An 18,272-nucleotide genomic window follows, 5' to 3' on the forward strand; every position below is an offset into this window, starting at 1 on the left:
CTTGGTCGCTGCCATATCAGAGCCCTCCAAAAGAAAAAATTTATATAAAAATGAAAATGGGAATATCGTGTCTCCCCCTTCTACATATGATGATAGGGAAAGTTTTGTAAGCGTTTCAAAATAGGAAGGCATACAACCAAGTGAAGCTACAGGAGGCGGTTAAAGTGGACGATTACATGAGCTGGATAAAGATTGGATTTTTCCTCATCGTTCTGTTTTTACTTGCAGCGGCATGCAGTACCTCTCCCAAAATAGAGAACACAGACGGACAAAAAGTGCGGCTTACGATGCAGGCTTGGGGTAATCCTGCGGAGGTAAAGGTGTATCAGCGGGCACTGGATGCATTTGAAAAGGAAAACCCGAATATCGAGGTTAAGCTGGTGCCTGTACCGGGAGACCAATATGAGCAAAAGCTGTTGACACAGCTTCAGGGAAGTCGCGGACCGGATGTGTTTTATTCGTATGAACCGACGATTGCGCGTTTGATCGGGGCGAAGCAGGTACAGCCTTTGGGTGAGTTTTTAAAAAGTGATGCGAGTGATGTGAAGGCTGAGGATTTTCCAGAAAGATTGTGGAGACCGGCAAAGCGTGATGGGGAAATCTATGGGGTCACTCTCGACTCAAACCCGATGGTCATGTATTACAACAAAAAGGTATTTAAGGAAGCAGGCGTGAAGACGCCGCAAGAATACTATGACGAAGGCAAGTGGAACTGGGATGCCTTTGAGGAGGTTACATCCAAGCTGAAGGCAGCCGGAAAGCAGGGTTATATTGCGGAAAACTGGTGGGCTCACTGGTATTCATGGGTGTGGTCGAATGGCGGTCAGATTTTTGATGAACAAGGCAAATATGTGCTGGACCACAATGAAAAGGGCAAGGAAGCCTTCGGTTTTATGTACGATATGGTGAAAAAGGGAAATGCCGTATATCTCGGTTCACTTCCCAAAGGGCAAGGGGCTGACGTGATGTTCATGTCCAATCAAGTCGGTATGCTGGCGGCGGGAAGATGGCTGGAGCCCTTGTTTAGTCAAAATAAAAGCCTCGACTTTGATTATATCTACTGGCCATCCAATACCGGCAAAAATGAGCCTGTTGCCATTTCGGTTGCCTATGTAGCTGTGAATAAAAATAGTCCGCATGTGCAAGAGGCCATGAAGCTGGCAGCATTCTACGTCTCTGTGAAAGGGCAGGAGGCGCGGCTGGTTGAAGGTGGGAATGCTATGGGCACGCTTGCTGCCGCAGATGAGAGCATTATGAAAAAGGCGACCATTGAGCATTCAAGCTATTTGACCGAGGGACGTAACATAGGGCATGCTCATGGATCTGCATTGGCCTATGATGCTCAGGTGCCGGGGTTAAACTCGGATATCACGGAGAACATCGACCTGATGTTCTTGGGCAAGCAGGATGCTGGGGCAACCATTGAAAAGTTGAATGAGATCATATCCAAGGCGGTCAAGTAGGCACAGGATGACCCGTGACCGGGGAGGAAGGTGACCATGTGCAGAAAAAGCATCAAGCGCTGTGGGGCTGCCTTTTTATTGGCCCCCAGCTTCTTGGTCTGTTATGCTTTTGCTAAAATCTGAAGATGAATTGCCCGTCCCCGTCATAGAATCACATATCAAGCAATTCGCCAGAATACCGCAGGCTGTAGCCACCGACCGTATTGACGAGAAGCGACTTTCGCTATTTTTGGATAGAGTAGTGAAGCAAAAACCAGATACATAGGTCATATGTGATTGCAAAATCTAAAATCTACAGAGTAAAAATAACTTATCCATATTCCGTCGATATTTTTAATGGTCATGAGATTACCAATCTTCCCGTGAGCAGAAATTATATTAATAACCTGCTTGAGGTATACTCAGATGATGTATTGCAGTGAATATTATGAATCATCAGAGAGGCATGCCCAAATGAATGGAGGGTGCCGCGAAACAGCTAATTTACAGCTGATTTGCGACACCCTCTTTTAGTTGTCCGGACGGAAATGTACTCGTATTTCATGCTGTTTACGTCATCAACATACTATCTACGTCAGTCCATTGAAGTTTCTTCTGTACTATTCGATAATCTAGACACAACAGAAGAAACGATTGACTCATATTCAAAACTACGAAAGGAGAATGCGAGTGAAATAGACTTTTACGTTATGACGCCTTGGCAATCACTCAGGGCGAGGTGCGGCTGGCCCAAGCCCAATTGAGCAGAGCCAATTCAGCGCTACCTCATGCAGCACGTTGATGTTGTCTACCTGACAGTGTTCTAATCCGCCAAGTCGTCTATCCTCTATCGGGAAGAACGTCTTGTTTTTCGAACCCGCTTGCTCATAATTTTTCAAGGCTTGTGTCAGAGGATTTGGCTGAACCAATATCTCTTCCGCTCCGTGCATTACAAGAAGTGGACATTCTATCTGGTGGAGCACGCCCTCAAGATCATAGGCAAAACGCGGATTACCCGCAAAGTCCTCCAAGCTTTTTGCCCCCAGAATTCTCATGCCATGTGCGGCCAGACTCGGCGGCATCCATTTAAGCATTGCATCCCAATCAAAGGCGTGCGTACCGCCGTCGGAGATGACGGCAGCAATCCTGTGATCGAACGAAGCGAATCGCAAAGAGTCGTAAGCCGCAAAACTCTCACCGTGCACGATAATCTTATCGGGATCGACTTCCGGCCGCGTTAGAAGAAAGTCGATTGCTCGGGAATGAAAAGCCTCACTGTCCGCTCGTCTTCCTTTTCCCTTTTCGTACAGCGAGAGGCCTGTGCCAGGCTGGTCATAGACCAGAAAGTTATATCCACACGAAATAAAAGCGGGGCCTAGCCAGAAATAGTTTTCAATTGACCACTCGTCGCCACCGTTGAGAGCAAAAAGGGTCGGCTTCGGACCTTTTATCCAGGAAGGGGAGAAGAAGTAACCATCCAGCTTGACATCTTCGTAATCGACTTGGATCTTCTCCGGTTGGACATCGAAGTACTTTCCGGCAGCTTCGAAGAGTTCATTTACTTTCTTAAATACACGGATTTTCTCGGTGTCATCATCCATCACCGAATATTCCGCAATTCTGTAGTAATTGCAGGCACGAATGTAGCAGTTTCGTGCTGTATACCAGTTTCCAGCCGTTTCGGCCTCCTTGCCGTGTCTTTCCAATGCCTGAGCCGTTATGAGCCATTCCCTGTGCCACGTGTCCTTGTCATCGGGGTCGATTTTTTTGCAGGCCTCGTAGATCTCGGTGACGTCCGTAGCACCGAGGCTTGCCATACCTAAAGCTTTGGTGACTTGGTATGACATCATGTAGTGATTGGGCCAACGGCTGAACTCAATTGACATTGTAGCATCCTCCTTTTCCAGTTCTAGTTATTGTAGTTTTTTTGCTACAAGTAATTTTTACAACACAAAGATAAAGCTTCTTTAAAAGAAAAATAAATGTTTGTAAAGAGAATATAAAAAATTATAAAACACTGAAAAAATAAAAATGGCTGCTGCCTGGGTGTTCACAGCTGGCAGCAGCCTTTAACTCCTGTAGTAAAAGAAAATGTGCAAAAATAAAATCAGTGTTGTGCGGCCAAGGGAAGGCTGAATCTTATCCCCAAACCGCCATATTCGGAAGGGTAGGCGCCAATTTCGCCCCTATGATGTTCAATAATGGATTTACAGCTTGCAAGCCCCAGCCCCAGTCCGCCCTTTTGGATTTGCCGCGATTTATCCACAGTGAAAAATTTGAGGAACAGAGAAGATATATCCTTATCCGGCACTCCAATTCCATTATCCTCGATTTGAAAAAAGGCATACTGTCCTAGCGGGTATCCAGTCATATACACTTTCAGCTTATTTTTCCCTCCATATCTTACAGCATTGCTAAAGAGGTTGCCGAAAACCCGACGTATCATCGGTTCATTGACCATCAGCAATATATTTTCCGTGAATGAATGGCGGCAAGTAAGCTCGTTGTCAAGTCCCGCCAACTCATACTCATATTCAAGGGCAATGTTTTCAAATAATTTTGATGCTTTTACAGGTTTAGCTACCATAGATTCCAACTCCAGTTTTTCTTTGGTGAAGCTGGAGAAATCATTGATGAGTTCGACCATATATCCTGACTTCTTTTGAATCAAATCATAATATTCCTGCTTTTCAGTTTCTGGTAAATCCTTGTGCGTAGCCAGCAGTTCAGTAAAACCATTAATAGATGTCAAGGGTGTTTTCAAGTCGTGGGCAATTGCCGCGATCATATCGATCTGCTCTTTGTGCGCGAGTTGAAGCCGATGCTCCATCTTATTGAAGTGTTTATAAAGTTCTCCGATCTCGTCATTACTTCTCAGAGCTAGCGGAGGCAGTGGATGTACAATATTTACTTCTTCAAGCCTGGTATTCAGAAGCTGAATGGGTTTCTCTATGCAAAAATGAATATAGATAATCAGAATAATAAAAATGAAACAGGCAATTGCAAATATGGGCAGGAGCAATGCTATATATCGCGAGTCCAGCAATGAACTGCGTATAGGGGAATATACTGCAAAGACAAGCTTCAGGTACATTCCAATCGAAAACATGAATATTATAAACATCAGCAGGAACAAAAGAGGAAGCTTTATTTTCAGTTTCATACTATTGCTCTCTTTCCGTGTATTTATATCCTATGCCCCATATTGTTTTAATAAAGTCATATTCAGGACCAAGTTTCTTACGGATATTTTTTATATGAACCGTTACGGTATTTATTTCTCCGTATTCGTCTCCCCAGACGTTTTCATATATCTGCTCACGAGTCAATACATTATTGGGGTGGCGCATGAGGATAGACAGAATCTGAAATTCCTTCGTTGATAAGTCGAGCTTCCTGCTATTCAGGAATGCTTCAAACGTCTTATCGTTCAAAATGAGCGGAGAATCCGCCTTTTCGTTACTGGGACTAAGTTCATCCCACTCTTTAAAAAGCCTGTCCACTTTTCTGAAGTGAGCCTTTATCCTGGAGACAAGCTCCTGAATACTGAAAGGTTTGGTCATGTAATCGTCTGCTCCTATTTCGAGCCCGACGATTTTATCAATGTCCTTATCACGCGCACTTAAAAACAGAATTGGAACATTATAAGAATTTCGGATACTTCTGCAGACATCAAGTCCATCCATATCAGGCATCACTATATCAAGAACGACGAAATCAATGTGATTTTCTTCCAATGCAGATAAGGCTTCTTTCCCGGAATATGCCGAAAGTATTGCAAATTGCTCGTACCTTAAACTCTTTGTGATGAGTTTTACGATTTCTTCATCGTCGTCTACAACTAATATCGTTTTTAGCATATTTATACCTCCCAGCCGCTTTAAATGGACTGAATTTATAAAACAAGAGCCGCATGGACTTCTCGCATTGAAAAAAGTCGCGCTCAAAGCGTCTCTCCAGTCCGGATAAGCTGGAAAAAGAGCTTGAGCAACGACCTGGGCAATGCTGGCTTTAACAAACAATGGGAAGATCATAAACATGGTATACCTCAAATGGTATTCCGCTCCAAATCCCTTACTGATTAAAATCAGTAAGGAATCATGGCTCTATAGTAACAGCTATTATCGTAATGTAAAGGGAGATGTAACGCACATTTTGGATTACACCGACCCTTCGGGTCTTAAAACTCCGAGAACCTTTGAAACAGGGGATGCCGATTTGGACACATTCCAGGTTTGTGAGTTTTTAAGTCCATTCAATTATTATTATACTTCAGATGGTGGCCGCACCTACTCGCTTACAAGCTACAAAAAATTTCTAATTAAATATCTACATCATTCTCTACTCCTTTTTGTATTTTTTTCGGTACTGTAGCGGGGTGTGCCCGGTAAGATGCTTGAATACACGACCAAAGTGAGCGATGCTGTCAAAACCCGTTTTCTCAGCAATGGAAGTCACTTTCCAGTTTGTTTCTCTCAAATACGCACGAGCCTGCTGGACCCGCACATCCTGAAGATATTCTACTAAGGTAAAACCTGTTGTCTGCTTAAAAATACGGCACAAATACGTGCTGCTAATATAAAAATGCTCAGCCAGCTGATCTAGCGACAGGCTCTCGGCATAATGAGCATGCAGGTATGCAATGACCGAGTACACGCGCTGCTGCTTTTCGCTACGTTCCGGTGCAATGGTATCGGCAGTGGCCGATTGTATGCGCCGGATGCGGATAAGGAGCTGGAGTAGCAAGCTTTGGAGATATAGTTGGCGGTAGGCATGTTCTTGGTGGTATTCATCCAGCATTTGCTGGAATAGATGCTCCAGCTCGCATTGTTCTTCCGCGGAGGGGCGAAGCAGAAAGCTTTTTTCTGGCAGAAGAAGCTGGTTCTGATCGCTGGAGGGAGGGACAGTCATTGACGAGGCTGCAAATTCTTCATCAAAGTTAATCAAAATCCGTTCATGGCTACCGCTACCCTTGTTACTCGTACGGTGAAAATCATGCTTGCTGATCCAAATCAGATCGCCCTTCTGAAGCGCGTATACCCGCTGATTAATGTAATAGTAGCGTTCTCCTGCCAGCAAATAATAGATTTCGTGCGCTTGGTGGACATGGTCGGCGGACATGCTGAATGGCACCGTCCGTAGCGTTTGCTCGATGGCAAAACGGGGTGTAGCAATCATATCGATAGTCTCCTTTTATGAAAAAATACATAAGGATAATATATGTATACTTTATGGGAAAAACCATAATAAAAGCGAAGATTTCGCTCTTTCTTATACTATAAAATAAAAGCAATTCATGTAAAGGGTGTGAACCAATTGGCTAAAATCAAATATGCACTTGTGGGTACCGGAGGAAGAGCCGAATTTTTTTACGGTGAAGTTGTTACCGTTTTCAAAGATACCTCGGAGCTGATCGCGTTCTGTGACGTCAATCAGACGAGAATGGATTATGCCAATCAGCTGTTACAGGAGAAATACGAGCATGAGCCGATTGCGACCTATAAAGCACACGAGTTTGATCGGATGATCGCGGAGACGAAGCCGGATATCGTCATTGTCACGACCATTGACCGGGTGCATCATCGGTATATTATCCGGGCGATGGAGCTGGGCTGTGATGTCATTTCCGAGAAGCCGATGACGGTGGATGAGGACAAATGCCAAGACATTTTGGATGCCATAGACCGCACGGGACGGAAGCTGCGTGTCACCTTTAACTACCGCTATGCGCCGCATAATACGAAAATCCGTGAGCTGATCATGGACGGAACGCTCGGAGAGGTGCTGTCAGTCAATTTCGAATGGCTGCTGAATACACAGCATGGCGCGGATTATTTCCGTCGGTGGCACCGGGATAAGCGCAATAGCGGCGGTCTGCTGGTGCACAAATCGACGCATCATTTTGATCTGATGAACTTCTGGCTTGGCTCGAAACCGGAGACGGTGTATGCGATGGGGGATCTGAAATTTTACGGCCGAGAAAATGCGGAGCAGCGTGGCGTGACGGAGTTTTATCAACGGGCTTACGGCAGCAAGGCAGCGGAAAATGACCCCTTTGCGCTACATCTGGACCGTAACGAACATCTAAAAAGCATGTATCTGGATGCTGAGCATGAGGACGGCTATGTGCGGGATCAAAGCGTATTTGGCGACAATATCAGCATTGAAGATACGCTGAGTGTCATGGTGAAGTATCAGAACAAGACGGTGATGAACTATTCGCTGAATGCCTACATGCCTTGGGAGGGCTTTATCATCGTATTTAACGGCACGAAAGGACGGATGGAGGTTCGGGTATCCGAGCAATCCTATGTTAATTCCGGTGGGAGCAAGGCAGATGAGGGTGCGTTAAAAGAGAAGACCATCACCATCTATCCCCACTTTGCAGCACCTTATGAGGTCGAGGTAGAAGAAGGCGTAGGTGGTCATGGCGGAGGAGATCCAGTTATGCTGCGTGATATTTTTGATAAGCCGGCAGAGGATCGGTTTCATCGTGCGGCCTCACATATCGATGGTGCATGGTCCATTTTAACAGGCATCGCTGCCAACCGCTCTATGCGTACAGGTCAGCCAGTGAAGGTGGAGGAACTGGTGCGCTTGTAAAGGGCAGTAAATTTAATACCCAAAAGCCCCCTCTAACTAGATGAATAGAGGGGGCTTTTGGGTTGTATTTATACATAAATGCACCTTATATCTAACGGCGCTTTATTTTATTATTTATCGGCAGTCAGCTCCCGGGTTCCCAGTTGTTGTACAGGACGATGGTTATCGGGGAAAATGGCAGCAAACTGGTTGATTTGGTCTGCGGACATTTCAATAGGCTGCTCCAGCACTGTCCAATTTACATGTTCTGTGCATGGCGGGGTAGTCAGCGATCCGTTGTAGCGAACGGAGTGCAGGTCTTTTGGCAGCAGCGCAGCGAGATTTATTTCTTCATCCAGAGCTGCTTCTTGGGAAATATCCTTCGGCAGTTTGGACCAAATGCGGTTGAAAGCCTTGTTTTCTTTGCCACTTTGGATAAGGACCCCTAAGACAGCTGTGCTTCCGTTGTCGCTTTGATGGACAAAATGAAGCTCCATTTCAGCATTTTTACCATCAATTTGGTGTTCGCTCGGGTGATGAAAATGAAACTGTTTTAAAGTGAATTTAGTACCGTCCAGCATGATGCTATTGCTGGCATCGGCAACATTGATTTGCACAGTGTGTCCATTATTCAAAATGGATGCTTTCGTATGGGTGTAATGAACTTGCAGCGGTTGCTGTGTTTGCGATGCTTCCAGATGGGTATGCTCTATATTAACAGGAGATTGTTCGTGGCCGTTACCACAAGCAACAAAATCTTTTTCCAGCTCTCCCCAATGTTCCGGTCCCTGATCTCCTTCATAGGACCAGTGCGGGCCTTTCTGAACGACTGCATGAGCGTTGTTAGCTGATGAGGATGAAGTGCTGGTGGTACTAGAAATGGCGGGCTGTGAATTGCATCCTGTTACCGACACAACCAAAATAATGGCAAATATGCTGAACAGGCAACCTTTCCAGTGTTTTTTCATGGTTCTGTATCCTTCTTCCAAATAGAGTATGTGAAACTTTTTACATTGTAAATTATTGTACAAAGTTCCTACAAGGGTCCAAGGACTTAGAAAGGAGCGTTTTCGATTAAATAGTTTAAGTTAGATTTATATTTGTCCTTTTTGGGCAGAAATTACTATAATAATGAAGTGTGCATTACAAAATAATTCCATATCTAATTAAAGGAGAGATCTACATGAAAGCAGCAATTGTTACAAAAGACAAGAAAGTCAGTATAGAAGAGAGACCTTTGCGTTCCTTGAAGCATGGAGAAGCGTTAGTCCAAGTTGAATACTGCGGAGTTTGCCACACAGATTTACATGTAAAAAATGCAGATTTCGGTGATGTCACAGGCAGAGTTCTGGGGCATGAAGGTATTGGAAAAGTCATTGAATTAGGTGAAGGAGTAACCAGTCTTAAGATTGGCGATCGCGTAAGTATTGCCTGGATGTTCGAAAGCTGTGGTCATTGCGAATATTGCCTAACCGGGCGGGAAACGCTGTGCCGTGAAGTTAAAAATGCCGGATACACGGTAGACGGTGCAATGGCAGAGCAATGTATTGTCACTGCTGACTACGCGGTCAAAGTACCAGATAGTCTTGACCCAGCGGCTGCAAGTAGTGTAACTTGCGCAGGGGTTACAACATATAAAGCAGTTAAAGTAAGTGAAATCAAACCAGGACAATGGATCGGTATCTTCGGCATTGGCGGCTTGGGTAATTTGGCTGTGCAATATGCCAAAAATGTATTCAATGCTAAAGTTGTAGCCTTTGACATTAGTGATGAAAAACTAGAACTGGCCAAACAAATTGGTGCTGACTATATCGTTAACAGCATGAAGGAAGATCCGGTCGCTCGAGCCAAGGAGTTAACAAACGGTGCTGGTCTGGATGCAACCGTGGTTACTGCTGTTGCCAAAACACCTTTCAACCAGGCCATCGACGTTGTAAAGGCTGGCGCGCGTGTCGTAGCTGTAGGTCTTCCAACCGATAAGATGGATCTGGACATTCCACGTCTGGTTCTGGACGGCATCCAAGTTATTGGCTCCTTGGTCGGCACTCGTGAAGACCTTAAAGAAGCGTTCCAGTTCGCTGCAGAAGGTAAAGTCGTCCCTCTTGTACAAAAACGTCCGATCGAAGACATTAATGAGATCTTCGAGGAGATGGAGCAGGGCAAAATCCAAGGACGCATGGTCATTGATTTCACAAATTAAAATGTGTCAAATTCGTAACCCTTGGAATTCGGAGAGAGAAAGCGCCTGCTGATGTATTGCAGGCGCTCTTTTTGGTTTTACAGCTTATTCAGAATGTTATCTTCCAAAACCGCAGATTTATCCCCGTATTCTTTAATAATATGTCTTTCTCCCCAAGCACAAAGAGAGTCTAAAATGCCTTTCAGACTACATCCATATTCACTAAGCTCGTACTCCACTTTGGGTGGAACCTGATTATAGCTAATCCGATTGACAATGCCGTCTTCCTCTAATTCACGAAGCTGCTGAGTCAGCATTTTTTGTGTTATGGAAGGCATTATCCGTTTTAATTCGCTTGTCCGCATTTTTCCATGTGTCAAATGACACAGAATCACGCATTTCCATTTCCCCCCGATCACCTCTAACGTCGCCTCAACAGAGATATTGTATTTTTTCTTCCCCAATGCCGATCCCCCCATGTGTATCACTTCTGTTATACATACCTTAACAGCCTGTTTTGATCAAAAAGAACTTTATTTAGGGTACTTTTTAGTACCTATATCACTAAAAAGTACGTACTGTTCATATTTGCTTGAATAACTCATAATAACATCTGCTGGTCGAAGATTTCTATAGATAGGAGTGAAAAAATATGTCACCAGAATCAAAACGAAGCATATGGCCATTACTGGCTCTAGCCGTAAGCGCCTTTGCGATTGGGACAACTGAGTTCATCAGCGTGGGGCTGCTTCCCCTGATTGCTGAAGACTTGCACATATCTGTGACGATGTCTGCACTAACTGTAACGCTGTATGCATTAGGGGTTACCATCGGGGCACCTGTCTTGACCTCATTAACATCAAGTGTTCCCCGTAAAACGTTGCTGCTGTGGATCATGATTATATTTATTGCAGGTAACAGCCTCGCTGCGGTCTCTAGCGGAATAGCCTTGCTGCTGATTGCACGTGTGATCTCGGCGTTCGCCCATGGGGTATTCATGTCCATCGGTTCCACTATCGCGGCTGATCTTGTGCCAGATGATCGGCGAGCCAGTGCGATTTCCATTATGTTCTCTGGGTTGACCGTAGCCACAGTAACAGGTGTACCTTTGGGTACCTACATTGGGCAGCAATGGGGTTGGCGGGTTGCATTTATGGCGATTGTGGTCGTCGGTGTAGTGGCACTCATCGCCAATCTGATTCTGCTTCCATCTACGCTGCGCAAAGGGAACAAGACTCCATTCCGCGAGCAGGTCAAACTGGTTACCAATGGTCGCTTGCTACTCGCATTTATCATTACAGCTTTGGGGTATGGAGGCACATTTGTGGTGTTTACTTATTTATCTCCATTACTTCACGACATAACCGGATTTCAGCAAAGTACGGTGACGTTTATACTTTTGCTGTATGGAATTGCGATTGCTATCGGGAATGTTATTGGTGGAAAAGCAGCAAACCGCAAGCCGCTTTCAGCTTTGTTTTACATGTTTCTGATTCAAGCAGTGATCCTTTTTCTCCTGTTGTTCACGGCACCTTTTAAAACGGCAGGACTGATTACAATCTTCTTTATGGGGTTGCTTGCGTTTATGAACGTGCCCGGCCTACAGGTATATGTAGTCATGTTAGCCGAACGGTTTGCACCCAAAGCCGTCGATGTTGCCTCTGCTGTTAATATTGCAGCTTTCAATGCAGGGATAGCAATCGGAGCTTATGTAGGCGGGATTGTAACGGATTCACTCGGTCTCATTCATACGACGTGGATCGGGAGCATTATGGTTTTCGTTGCGGTTCTGCTCACAGGCTGGAGTCGTATGCTCGAAAAAAGGGATATAACCACCATTACAGGTTAAAGCTTTTAAAAAATAGAGAGGAAGATACAAAATGACACAAAACTTACAAAGCACAACATTGTTAAACAACGGAGTTCACATGCCTTGGTTTGGTATCGGGGTATTTAAAGTGGAAGAAGGTTTGGAGCTGGTTGATGCTATAAAGGCTGCTGTAAAGCATGGCTACCGCAGTATAGATACAGCTGCAATCTATGCGAACGAAAGCAGTGTAGGGCAGGCTATTCAGGAAGCCCTTCAGGAAAATAATCTGTCCAGAGAAGATCTGTTCGTCACGTCCAAAGTGTGGAATGCAGATTTAGGCTATGAAGAGACACGAGCAGCTTATGAAGCCAGTCTGGATAAGCTGGGTCTGGAATACCTGGATCTATATCTGATTCATTGGCCAGTTCAGGGAAAGTATAAAGAAGCTTGGAGAGCGTTGGAATCCTTGTATAAAGAAGGACGGATTAAGGCAATTGGAGTCAGCAACTTCCAGATTCATCATTTGGAAGATCTCATGAAGGATGCTGAAATCAAGCCAATGATCAATCAGGTGGAGTTCCATCCACAATTAACCCAAGCCGAGCTATTGCAATTCTGTCAAAAGAACGACATTCAAATGGAAGCCTGGTCCCCGTTAATGCAAGGCCAATTGCTCGACCATCCGGTACTGCAAGACATAGCGACCAAGTATGGAAAATCGGTGGCGCAAGTGATTTTACGCTGGGATGTGCAGCAGGGAGTTGTCACCATTCCCAAGTCTACCAAGGCGCATCGGATCGTCGAAAATGCCGACATTTTTGACTTCGAACTGACGCGCGAGGATATGGAACGAATTCAGGCGTTAAATGCCGATCTTCGGGTAGGTCCAGATCCGGATAACTTTGATTTTTAAAATTACGTTCATCATGAGACGCCGTTTCCTTCTTCACTGAAGGGACGGCGTTTTGTTTGTGCATGATGGGTCTGGAGCTACAGCCATCCAATCCCTCCATATGGTATTATAGGGTTATATGAAAAGAGACGTTGTGGAAGCTTGTGAATACGAAAAATCTCCGGGGGACTTCATGAATAAGACGATTGCAGATATAGCCCAAATGGCTGGCGTATCCAAGAGCACGGTATCCCGTTTTTTGAACGGCGGGTCTGTCAGCGTGGATACGAAACGTAAAATTGAAAAAGTGGTTAAAGCCACGGGCTATGTGCCCAATGCCTTTGCCCAGAGTCTTAAGGCGAAGCGGACCAACATCATCGGCACCGTTGTGCCGCGTCTGGACTCTTTTGCGACATCCCATACGCTGATGGGTATTGATGAGGAGCTGCGCTCTCAGCATTATCAGATGTTGATCTCTAATACGAGCCAGGATGTACAGCGTGAAATCGAAGCCATTTATGAGCTGGGCCGACAAAAGATTTCGGGTATCATTTTGCTGGCTGCTCAAATTACAGACGACCATCTGACCGCGATTCGTGACATTGGTATTCCGGTGTTGCTGGTGGGCCAGCAGCACGAGCAACTTCATAGCCTTATCCATGATGACTATCGTGCAGGATATGATATCGGCACGTACGTTTTGTCACAGGGACACCGCGAGATTGCCTACGTTGGTGTTACTGAAAAGGATGTTGCCGTCGGTGTGCAGCGCAAGGAGGGCTTTAGGCAGGCTGTTCGCGATGCATTGCCTGCTGAGTCTCGTACGGATGATGCAATGCGAGCGGCAGGGTATGATATCAGATACTATGAGACCGGATTTAAAATGTCGGATGCACGGATTGCTGCATCCGCCATTTTGGACAATTTTAAGCCGTCGTTAATGGTGTGTGCTACGGATAATATCGCGCTGGGTGTAATCAATGCGGCTTATTCCAGAGGGATTGTCATTCCGTCAGATTTGTCGGTAACTGGCTTTGGGGGATACGATATTACGGAGGTCATTCACCCTGCGCTGACAACCGTTCAATATCCGTATATGAAGGCTGGACGTGTAGCAGCGCAAAATATTATGCGGCTGGTAGAACATAAATCGGTAGAAAAAGTGACGGTCATGAATTATTCCCTTATCGAAAGAGAAAGCGTTGACAAACGCTGAACAAGTGGATTATAATTTCTTCGAAACCGGTTCCATAGCATTCGGGCACAAATGGAATCGGTTGCAAATCCATGGATGAGTATTTTTTTTAATCGTATGGGAACCGGTTCCAATATATTTTTTTTCATTGATTTGGAACCGGTTCCTGAAGCGAAAGTTTTAATAAAAATGAGGTACACCTATGAAAATGACAAGAGAACAAAAGTATCGAATGATCGAGCAGGCAGAGCCCGGTGAAATAGCCAGCTTGGAGAAGAAAGTGGAGCAATGCCACTGGCGGCAGGCGTTTCATATCCAGCCACCGACAGGTTTGCTCAATGACCCCAATGGCTTTTCATATTACCAAGGTGAATACCACTTGTTTTATCAGTGGTTTCCGCTCGGAACGGATCATGGGATGAAATACTGGTATCACCTGAAATCCAAAGATTTGGCCACATGGAATAGTGCGGGCATTGGTATCGCACCTGGGGATTATTTTGATTCGCATGGGGCTTACTCGGGCAGCGCGCTGGAGCATGAGGGCAAATTATATATGCTGTATACGGGAAATGCACGAGATGAAGACTGGATCAGACATCCTTATCAATGCATGGCTGTTATGGACGAGAATGGTCACATTACTAAATGGGAACACCCCGTTATTTCCAATGTGCCAGAAGGGTATACAGACCATTTTCGTGATCCCAAGCTATGGAAAGACGGCGATAGCTTTTACTGTGTGATTGGTGCCCAGAGAACGAATTTAACAGGCTGCGCCGTCCTCTACCGATCAACCGACCTGCATTCATGGGAGTTTGAGGGAGAATTACGCACAGGGCTGGAGTCGTTTGGTTATATGTGGGAATGTCCGGATTATTTTGAACTGAACGAAGCGGGTGTCTTGATCTTTTCTCCTCAGGGCTTGGAGCCTTCAGGGGATGAAAATCACAATATTTATCAATCGGGCTACGTAATCGGCAAGCCGCTGGATACCGGTACAAGAAGACTGGAGCACGGCCCATTCCACGAGCTTGATAGAGGGTTTGACTTCTATGCGCCACAGACGATGATTGACCCCCAGGGGCGGCGTATTATGGTGGCATGGATGGGCCTGCCGGATATCGACTATCCTACAGATCCGAACGGATGGGCTCATTGTCTGACATTACCAAGGGAGCTTACGCTTCATGAGGGCAAACTCTTGCAGCGGCCGATCCCTGAGCTGACTACGCTGCGTAGAAATCGTGAGGATCGGGTAGCTGACACGTTATTCTCAGAGAGCAAAACCTATGAAGGATTTACAGGTACGGCCTATGAGCTGATCTGTGAGGTAGATCTTTTGAGCGCAAAGGTGTTTGGTATTGAATTCCGTGCGAGTGAGACTGAGAAGACGGTGATTAAATATAATGCCGTCAGTCGCAAACTTGTATTGGACCGTTCGCAATCGGGTGAGCCTGTAGCCACTTCGTATGGTGAGGTACGGCAGTGTCCATGGGATAAAGATCATATCAAACTACATTTGTTTGTAGATGCGTCTTCAGTTGAGATTTTCGTCAATGATGGGGAAGAGGTGTTCACCAGTCGTATTTTTCCGCATCCAGAGAGTGACGAAATACGCTTTTTTGCCGACAAGGGAGAGGCTCTCTTCCAGGCGGTAAAATGGGATTTTACATGAGTAGGCTAAAACATCAAGTGGTTCGTTAATCATCAAACATAACGGAATGAACGAGAGGATGAACATCATGGCGGAAAACAGAGAAATAGCTAAAGAAGTGATCCAGGCAATCGGTGGGCAAGAAAATATTGCATCTTTTGCTCATTGTGCGACGCGCTTGCGGATTATGGTGCATGACAAGGAGAAGATTGATCAGAAAAAAGTTGAGGAGATCGACAAGGTCAAGGGTGCTTTCTTCAATTCCGGGCAATATCAGATTATTTTTGGTACAGGTACGGTAAATCGAATTTTTGAAGAGGTCGAAAAGCTTGGCGTGACCGGTTCATCTAAAGAAGAGGTGAAGAGTCAGGCGAAAAAGGAAGGCAACGTCTTCCAACGCTCCATTCGTACCTTTGGCGATGTGTTTGTACCAATTATTCCTGTACTGGTTGCTACGGGGCTGTTCATGGGGCTACGTGGCTTGCTCACTCAGCCGCAAATTCTCGCTCTACTCGGCATGACGCCACAGGACATTTCACCCAATTTTCTATTATACACACAAGTATTAACGGATACAGCCTTTGCTTTTCTGCCAGCGTTAGTCGCATGGTCAGCCTTTAGAGTATTCGGCGGCAGTCCAGTGCTGGGTATCGTTCTCGGTCTGATGCTGGTAAACCCGGCCTTGCCCAACGCTTATAGTGTTGCGGACGGCTCAGCTCACCCGTTGACGATGTTCGGATTCATTCCTGTGGTGGGCTATCAAGGCTCGGTATTGCCAGCTTTCTTCGTGGGCTTGATTGGAGCCAAGCTGGAGCGGGCGCTGCGCAAACGGGTGCCTGAAGCGCTAGATCTGATTCTTACACCGTTTTTAACACTGTTGATCATGATCACCTTGGGATTGTTTGCTATCGGTCCGATTTTCCATTCACTCGAAGAATGGGTGCTACACGGAACAACGTTTGTGCTGGATTTGCCTTTCGGTATTGCAGGGATTGTCATCGGTTTCTTGCATCAGATTATCGTTGTTACAGGTGTGCATCATATATTTAATTTCTTGGAGATTCAACTGCTTGAAAAGAACGGCGTAAACGCCTTTAACGCCATCATTACCTGCGCTATGGCTGCTCAAGGTGCTGCCTGTCTGGCGGTTGGACTGAAAACGAAGAATAGCAAGCTGAAAGCGTTAGCACTTCCTTCCTCGTTGTCTGCTTTTCTGGGGATCACGGAGCCGGCTATTTTCGGGGTCAACCTGAGATACATGAAGCCTTTTGTCATGGGCCTCATCGGTGGTGCGGTTGGCGGTTTTATCGCTTCAGTCTTCCATTTGGCAGCTACAGGTATGGCGGTTACGGTCATTCCAGGTACGTTGCTCTACATGAATCATCAGCTTCCGCTTTACATTTTGGCGAACTTGGCTGCTATGGTTGTAGCTTTTGTCCTGACTTGGATGTTTGGCTATAACGATAAAATGTTGGAAGAGGTCAAAACAGCGGGTTCTTCAACTTAATATGATTTCGGAATAAGCACGGATACGCATATGAATGAACTATAACGGTCGCCCTACTTTGGAGCGCTCTTGGCCCTTGTTGAAAAGGGATGCTAGAGAAGCTTCCAGGTGGGGAGACCGTTTTTATTAACTAAGGATTTTGCAAAATCCCGAACTATAAAATTCCGCTCCAGATCATCAAACTAAACGATGGAGGAACGTTCATCCAGAAATTCGGACGGCGAGCAGCCTGTCAAACGTTTGAAGATTCGATGGAAATAGGACACATCACTATATCCCACATACTCCGAAATTTCACGAATCGTTAGCCGGGACTCGGTCAGCATGTAGATGGCGGTTTTAATACGTTGCGTATGTACATGCTCGCTGATCGTTTGGCGTGTTACCTCACGCAGCAGCGTCGCGGCATAATTGGGGGTTTTACGGATGGCGTCGCCAAGCTCCTCCTTGGTTACCTTTTCCCGATAGTGGTTCTGGATATACTGTTTCATATGTTCCACATGTCGCTCTCGATCGCAAGAAATGGCGCCTTTGTCCCATTCCTGATTCATATAGATCATGGCCTCGGTCAGCAGACAGTCAGCCATCATGGTGTAGTAGCTTGGGTGTTCAGTCCATTGATAGTACATCGATTTGATCCGTTCGTGCAGCATGTCGTAGCATCCAGGTTTGATCAACAACGGCTTGTTTGTATTCAGTATGGGAAGTGTGCTGTTCGTACATGTTTTGCGGCAATGTATCACATACTTGGTATGAAAAAGCGTAGGAATGCTCTTGCCATAGTAATCCAGATGACCGGGTAAAAGCAGTGTTTCACCCTTACCGAGAATGAATTTACAATCGTTCACCCAATATACACATTTGCCAAAGGTGACCAAAATGAACAGTAAGTCATCGTTGTCGCTATTTGCACTAGCCTTTTCATACCAGTCCACACCGTTGTCCTGCCGTATATCCATCAATGTAATCACGAAACTCACTCCCCGATGTCTTCAACATTCATTATAC

Annotated in this window: 16 protein-coding genes; 9 read left to right on the plus strand and 7 right to left on the minus strand. The window is 45.5% G+C overall.

Going from position 1 to position 18,272, the window contains the following annotated elements; all coding sequences use genetic code 11:
• Window positions 1–164 precede the first annotated feature (164 nt).
• Together AC5ELV_RS22260 and AC5ELV_RS22265 are read left to right on the plus strand one after the other, a co-directional pair.
• Window positions 165–1,463, plus strand: a complete 1,299-nt coding sequence (locus tag AC5ELV_RS22260; protein ID WP_493431970.1) for an ABC transporter substrate-binding protein — start codon at window positions 165–167, stop codon at window positions 1,461–1,463.
• 257 nt (window positions 1,464–1,720) lie between these two features.
• Complete coding sequence (locus tag AC5ELV_RS22265) at window positions 1,721–1,885, plus strand: hypothetical protein (protein WP_373459301.1); 165 nt, start codon at window positions 1,721–1,723, stop codon at window positions 1,883–1,885.
• 282 nt (window positions 1,886–2,167) lie between these two features.
• Here AC5ELV_RS22265 and AC5ELV_RS22270 read toward each other — a convergent pair whose 3' ends face one another.
• The 4 genes from AC5ELV_RS22270 to AC5ELV_RS22285 all read right to left on the minus strand — a co-directional run bounded on the left by AC5ELV_RS22270 (window position 2,168) and on the right by AC5ELV_RS22285 (window position 6,620).
• Window positions 2,168–3,328: an alpha/beta hydrolase family protein gene (locus tag AC5ELV_RS22270; RefSeq protein WP_493431919.1), complete on the minus strand. Its 1,161-nt coding sequence runs from the start codon at window positions 3,326–3,328 to the stop codon at window positions 2,168–2,170.
• Window positions 3,329–3,549: 221 nt separating this feature from the next.
• A complete protein-coding gene (locus AC5ELV_RS22275; protein ID WP_014279300.1) occupies window positions 3,550–4,605 on the minus strand; it encodes a HAMP domain-containing sensor histidine kinase in 1,056 nt (351 codons plus the stop codon).
• Window position 4,606: 1 nt separating this feature from the next.
• Window positions 4,607–5,302 (minus strand): response regulator transcription factor, encoded by a 696-nt coding sequence (locus AC5ELV_RS22280; RefSeq protein ID WP_307353776.1) that lies wholly within the window; start codon window positions 5,300–5,302, stop codon window positions 4,607–4,609.
• Between the two features lie 481 nt (window positions 5,303–5,783).
• A complete protein-coding gene (locus tag AC5ELV_RS22285; protein WP_493431920.1) occupies window positions 5,784–6,620 on the minus strand; it encodes a helix-turn-helix transcriptional regulator in 837 nt (278 codons plus the stop codon).
• A 138-nt stretch (window positions 6,621–6,758) separates the two neighbouring features.
• Between AC5ELV_RS22285 and AC5ELV_RS22290 the strand changes: the two genes are divergently transcribed.
• Entirely contained in the window at window positions 6,759–8,045 is a 1,287-nt protein-coding gene (locus AC5ELV_RS22290) for a Gfo/Idh/MocA family protein (protein ID WP_493431921.1), read from the plus strand.
• A 110-nt stretch (window positions 8,046–8,155) separates the two neighbouring features.
• Here the strand turns inward: AC5ELV_RS22290 and AC5ELV_RS22295 are convergent, their stop codons facing one another.
• A complete protein-coding gene (locus AC5ELV_RS22295) occupies window positions 8,156–8,992 on the minus strand; it encodes a carbonic anhydrase (RefSeq protein WP_493431922.1) in 837 nt (278 codons plus the stop codon).
• Window positions 8,993–9,207: 215 nt separating this feature from the next.
• Between AC5ELV_RS22295 and adhP the strand changes: the two genes are divergently transcribed.
• The gene (adhP, locus tag AC5ELV_RS22300) at window positions 9,208–10,224 is read left to right on the plus strand and encodes an alcohol dehydrogenase AdhP (RefSeq protein WP_493431923.1); all 1,017 of its coding nucleotides are present in this window, start codon (window positions 9,208–9,210) and stop codon (window positions 10,222–10,224) included.
• A 77-nt stretch (window positions 10,225–10,301) separates the two neighbouring features.
• Here the strand turns inward: adhP and AC5ELV_RS22305 are convergent, their stop codons facing one another.
• Window positions 10,302–10,667 carry a winged helix-turn-helix transcriptional regulator gene (locus tag AC5ELV_RS22305; protein ID WP_493431924.1) on the minus strand — a complete coding sequence of 122 codons (366 nt, stop codon included), beginning with the start codon at window positions 10,665–10,667 and terminating at the stop codon, window positions 10,302–10,304.
• Between the two features lie 188 nt (window positions 10,668–10,855).
• On the opposite strand from AC5ELV_RS22305, the gene AC5ELV_RS22310 reads away from it, so the two are divergent.
• From AC5ELV_RS22310 to AC5ELV_RS22330, 5 genes are all read left to right on the plus strand, one after another.
• Window positions 10,856–12,052 carry an MFS transporter gene (locus AC5ELV_RS22310; protein WP_493431925.1) on the plus strand — a complete coding sequence of 399 codons (1,197 nt, stop codon included), beginning with the start codon at window positions 10,856–10,858 and terminating at the stop codon, window positions 12,050–12,052.
• 31 nt (window positions 12,053–12,083) lie between these two features.
• Window positions 12,084–12,926: an aldo/keto reductase gene (locus AC5ELV_RS22315; RefSeq protein WP_493431926.1), complete on the plus strand. Its 843-nt coding sequence runs from the start codon at window positions 12,084–12,086 to the stop codon at window positions 12,924–12,926.
• A gap of 172 nt (window positions 12,927–13,098) precedes the next feature.
• Window positions 13,099–14,121, plus strand: a complete 1,023-nt coding sequence (locus AC5ELV_RS22320) for a LacI family DNA-binding transcriptional regulator (protein WP_493431927.1) — start codon at window positions 13,099–13,101, stop codon at window positions 14,119–14,121.
• Window positions 14,122–14,302: 181 nt separating this feature from the next.
• A complete protein-coding gene (locus AC5ELV_RS22325) occupies window positions 14,303–15,778 on the plus strand; it encodes a glycoside hydrolase family 32 protein (RefSeq protein WP_493431928.1) in 1,476 nt (491 codons plus the stop codon).
• A gap of 67 nt (window positions 15,779–15,845) precedes the next feature.
• The gene (locus AC5ELV_RS22330) at window positions 15,846–17,264 is read left to right on the plus strand and encodes a sucrose-specific PTS transporter subunit IIBC (protein ID WP_081326318.1); all 1,419 of its coding nucleotides are present in this window, start codon (window positions 15,846–15,848) and stop codon (window positions 17,262–17,264) included.
• A gap of 182 nt (window positions 17,265–17,446) precedes the next feature.
• On the opposite strand, the gene AC5ELV_RS22335 is transcribed toward AC5ELV_RS22330, so the two are convergent.
• Window positions 17,447–18,235: a helix-turn-helix domain-containing protein gene (locus AC5ELV_RS22335; RefSeq protein WP_493431929.1), complete on the minus strand. Its 789-nt coding sequence runs from the start codon at window positions 18,233–18,235 to the stop codon at window positions 17,447–17,449.
• Window positions 18,236–18,272: the final 37 nt, after the last annotated feature.

Source organism: Paenibacillus sp. NMA1017, assembly GCF_058895805.1.

Coding starts and splice junctions, on each gene's coding strand:
- AC5ELV_RS22280 (WP_307353776.1), bottom strand. CDS start 5,302: ATGCTAAAAACGATATTAGTTGTAGACGACGATGAAGAAATCGTAAAA.
- AC5ELV_RS22320 (WP_493431927.1), top strand. CDS start 13,099: ATGAATAAGACGATTGCAGATATAGCCCAAATGGCTGGCGTATCCAAG.
- AC5ELV_RS22325 (WP_493431928.1), top strand. CDS start 14,303: ATGAAAATGACAAGAGAACAAAAGTATCGAATGATCGAGCAGGCAGAG.
- AC5ELV_RS22275 (WP_014279300.1), bottom strand. CDS start 4,605: ATGAAACTGAAAATAAAGCTTCCTCTTTTGTTCCTGCTGATGTTTATA.
- AC5ELV_RS22315 (WP_493431926.1), top strand. CDS start 12,084: ATGACACAAAACTTACAAAGCACAACATTGTTAAACAACGGAGTTCAC.
- AC5ELV_RS22295 (WP_493431922.1), bottom strand. CDS start 8,992: ATGAAAAAACACTGGAAAGGTTGCCTGTTCAGCATATTTGCCATTATT.
- AC5ELV_RS22310 (WP_493431925.1), top strand. CDS start 10,856: ATGTCACCAGAATCAAAACGAAGCATATGGCCATTACTGGCTCTAGCC.
- AC5ELV_RS22285 (WP_493431920.1), bottom strand. CDS start 6,620: ATGATTGCTACACCCCGTTTTGCCATCGAGCAAACGCTACGGACGGTG.
- adhP (WP_493431923.1), top strand. CDS start 9,208: ATGAAAGCAGCAATTGTTACAAAAGACAAGAAAGTCAGTATAGAAGAG.
- AC5ELV_RS22330 (WP_081326318.1), top strand. CDS start 15,846: ATGGCGGAAAACAGAGAAATAGCTAAAGAAGTGATCCAGGCAATCGGT.
- AC5ELV_RS22270 (WP_493431919.1), bottom strand. CDS start 3,328: ATGTCAATTGAGTTCAGCCGTTGGCCCAATCACTACATGATGTCATAC.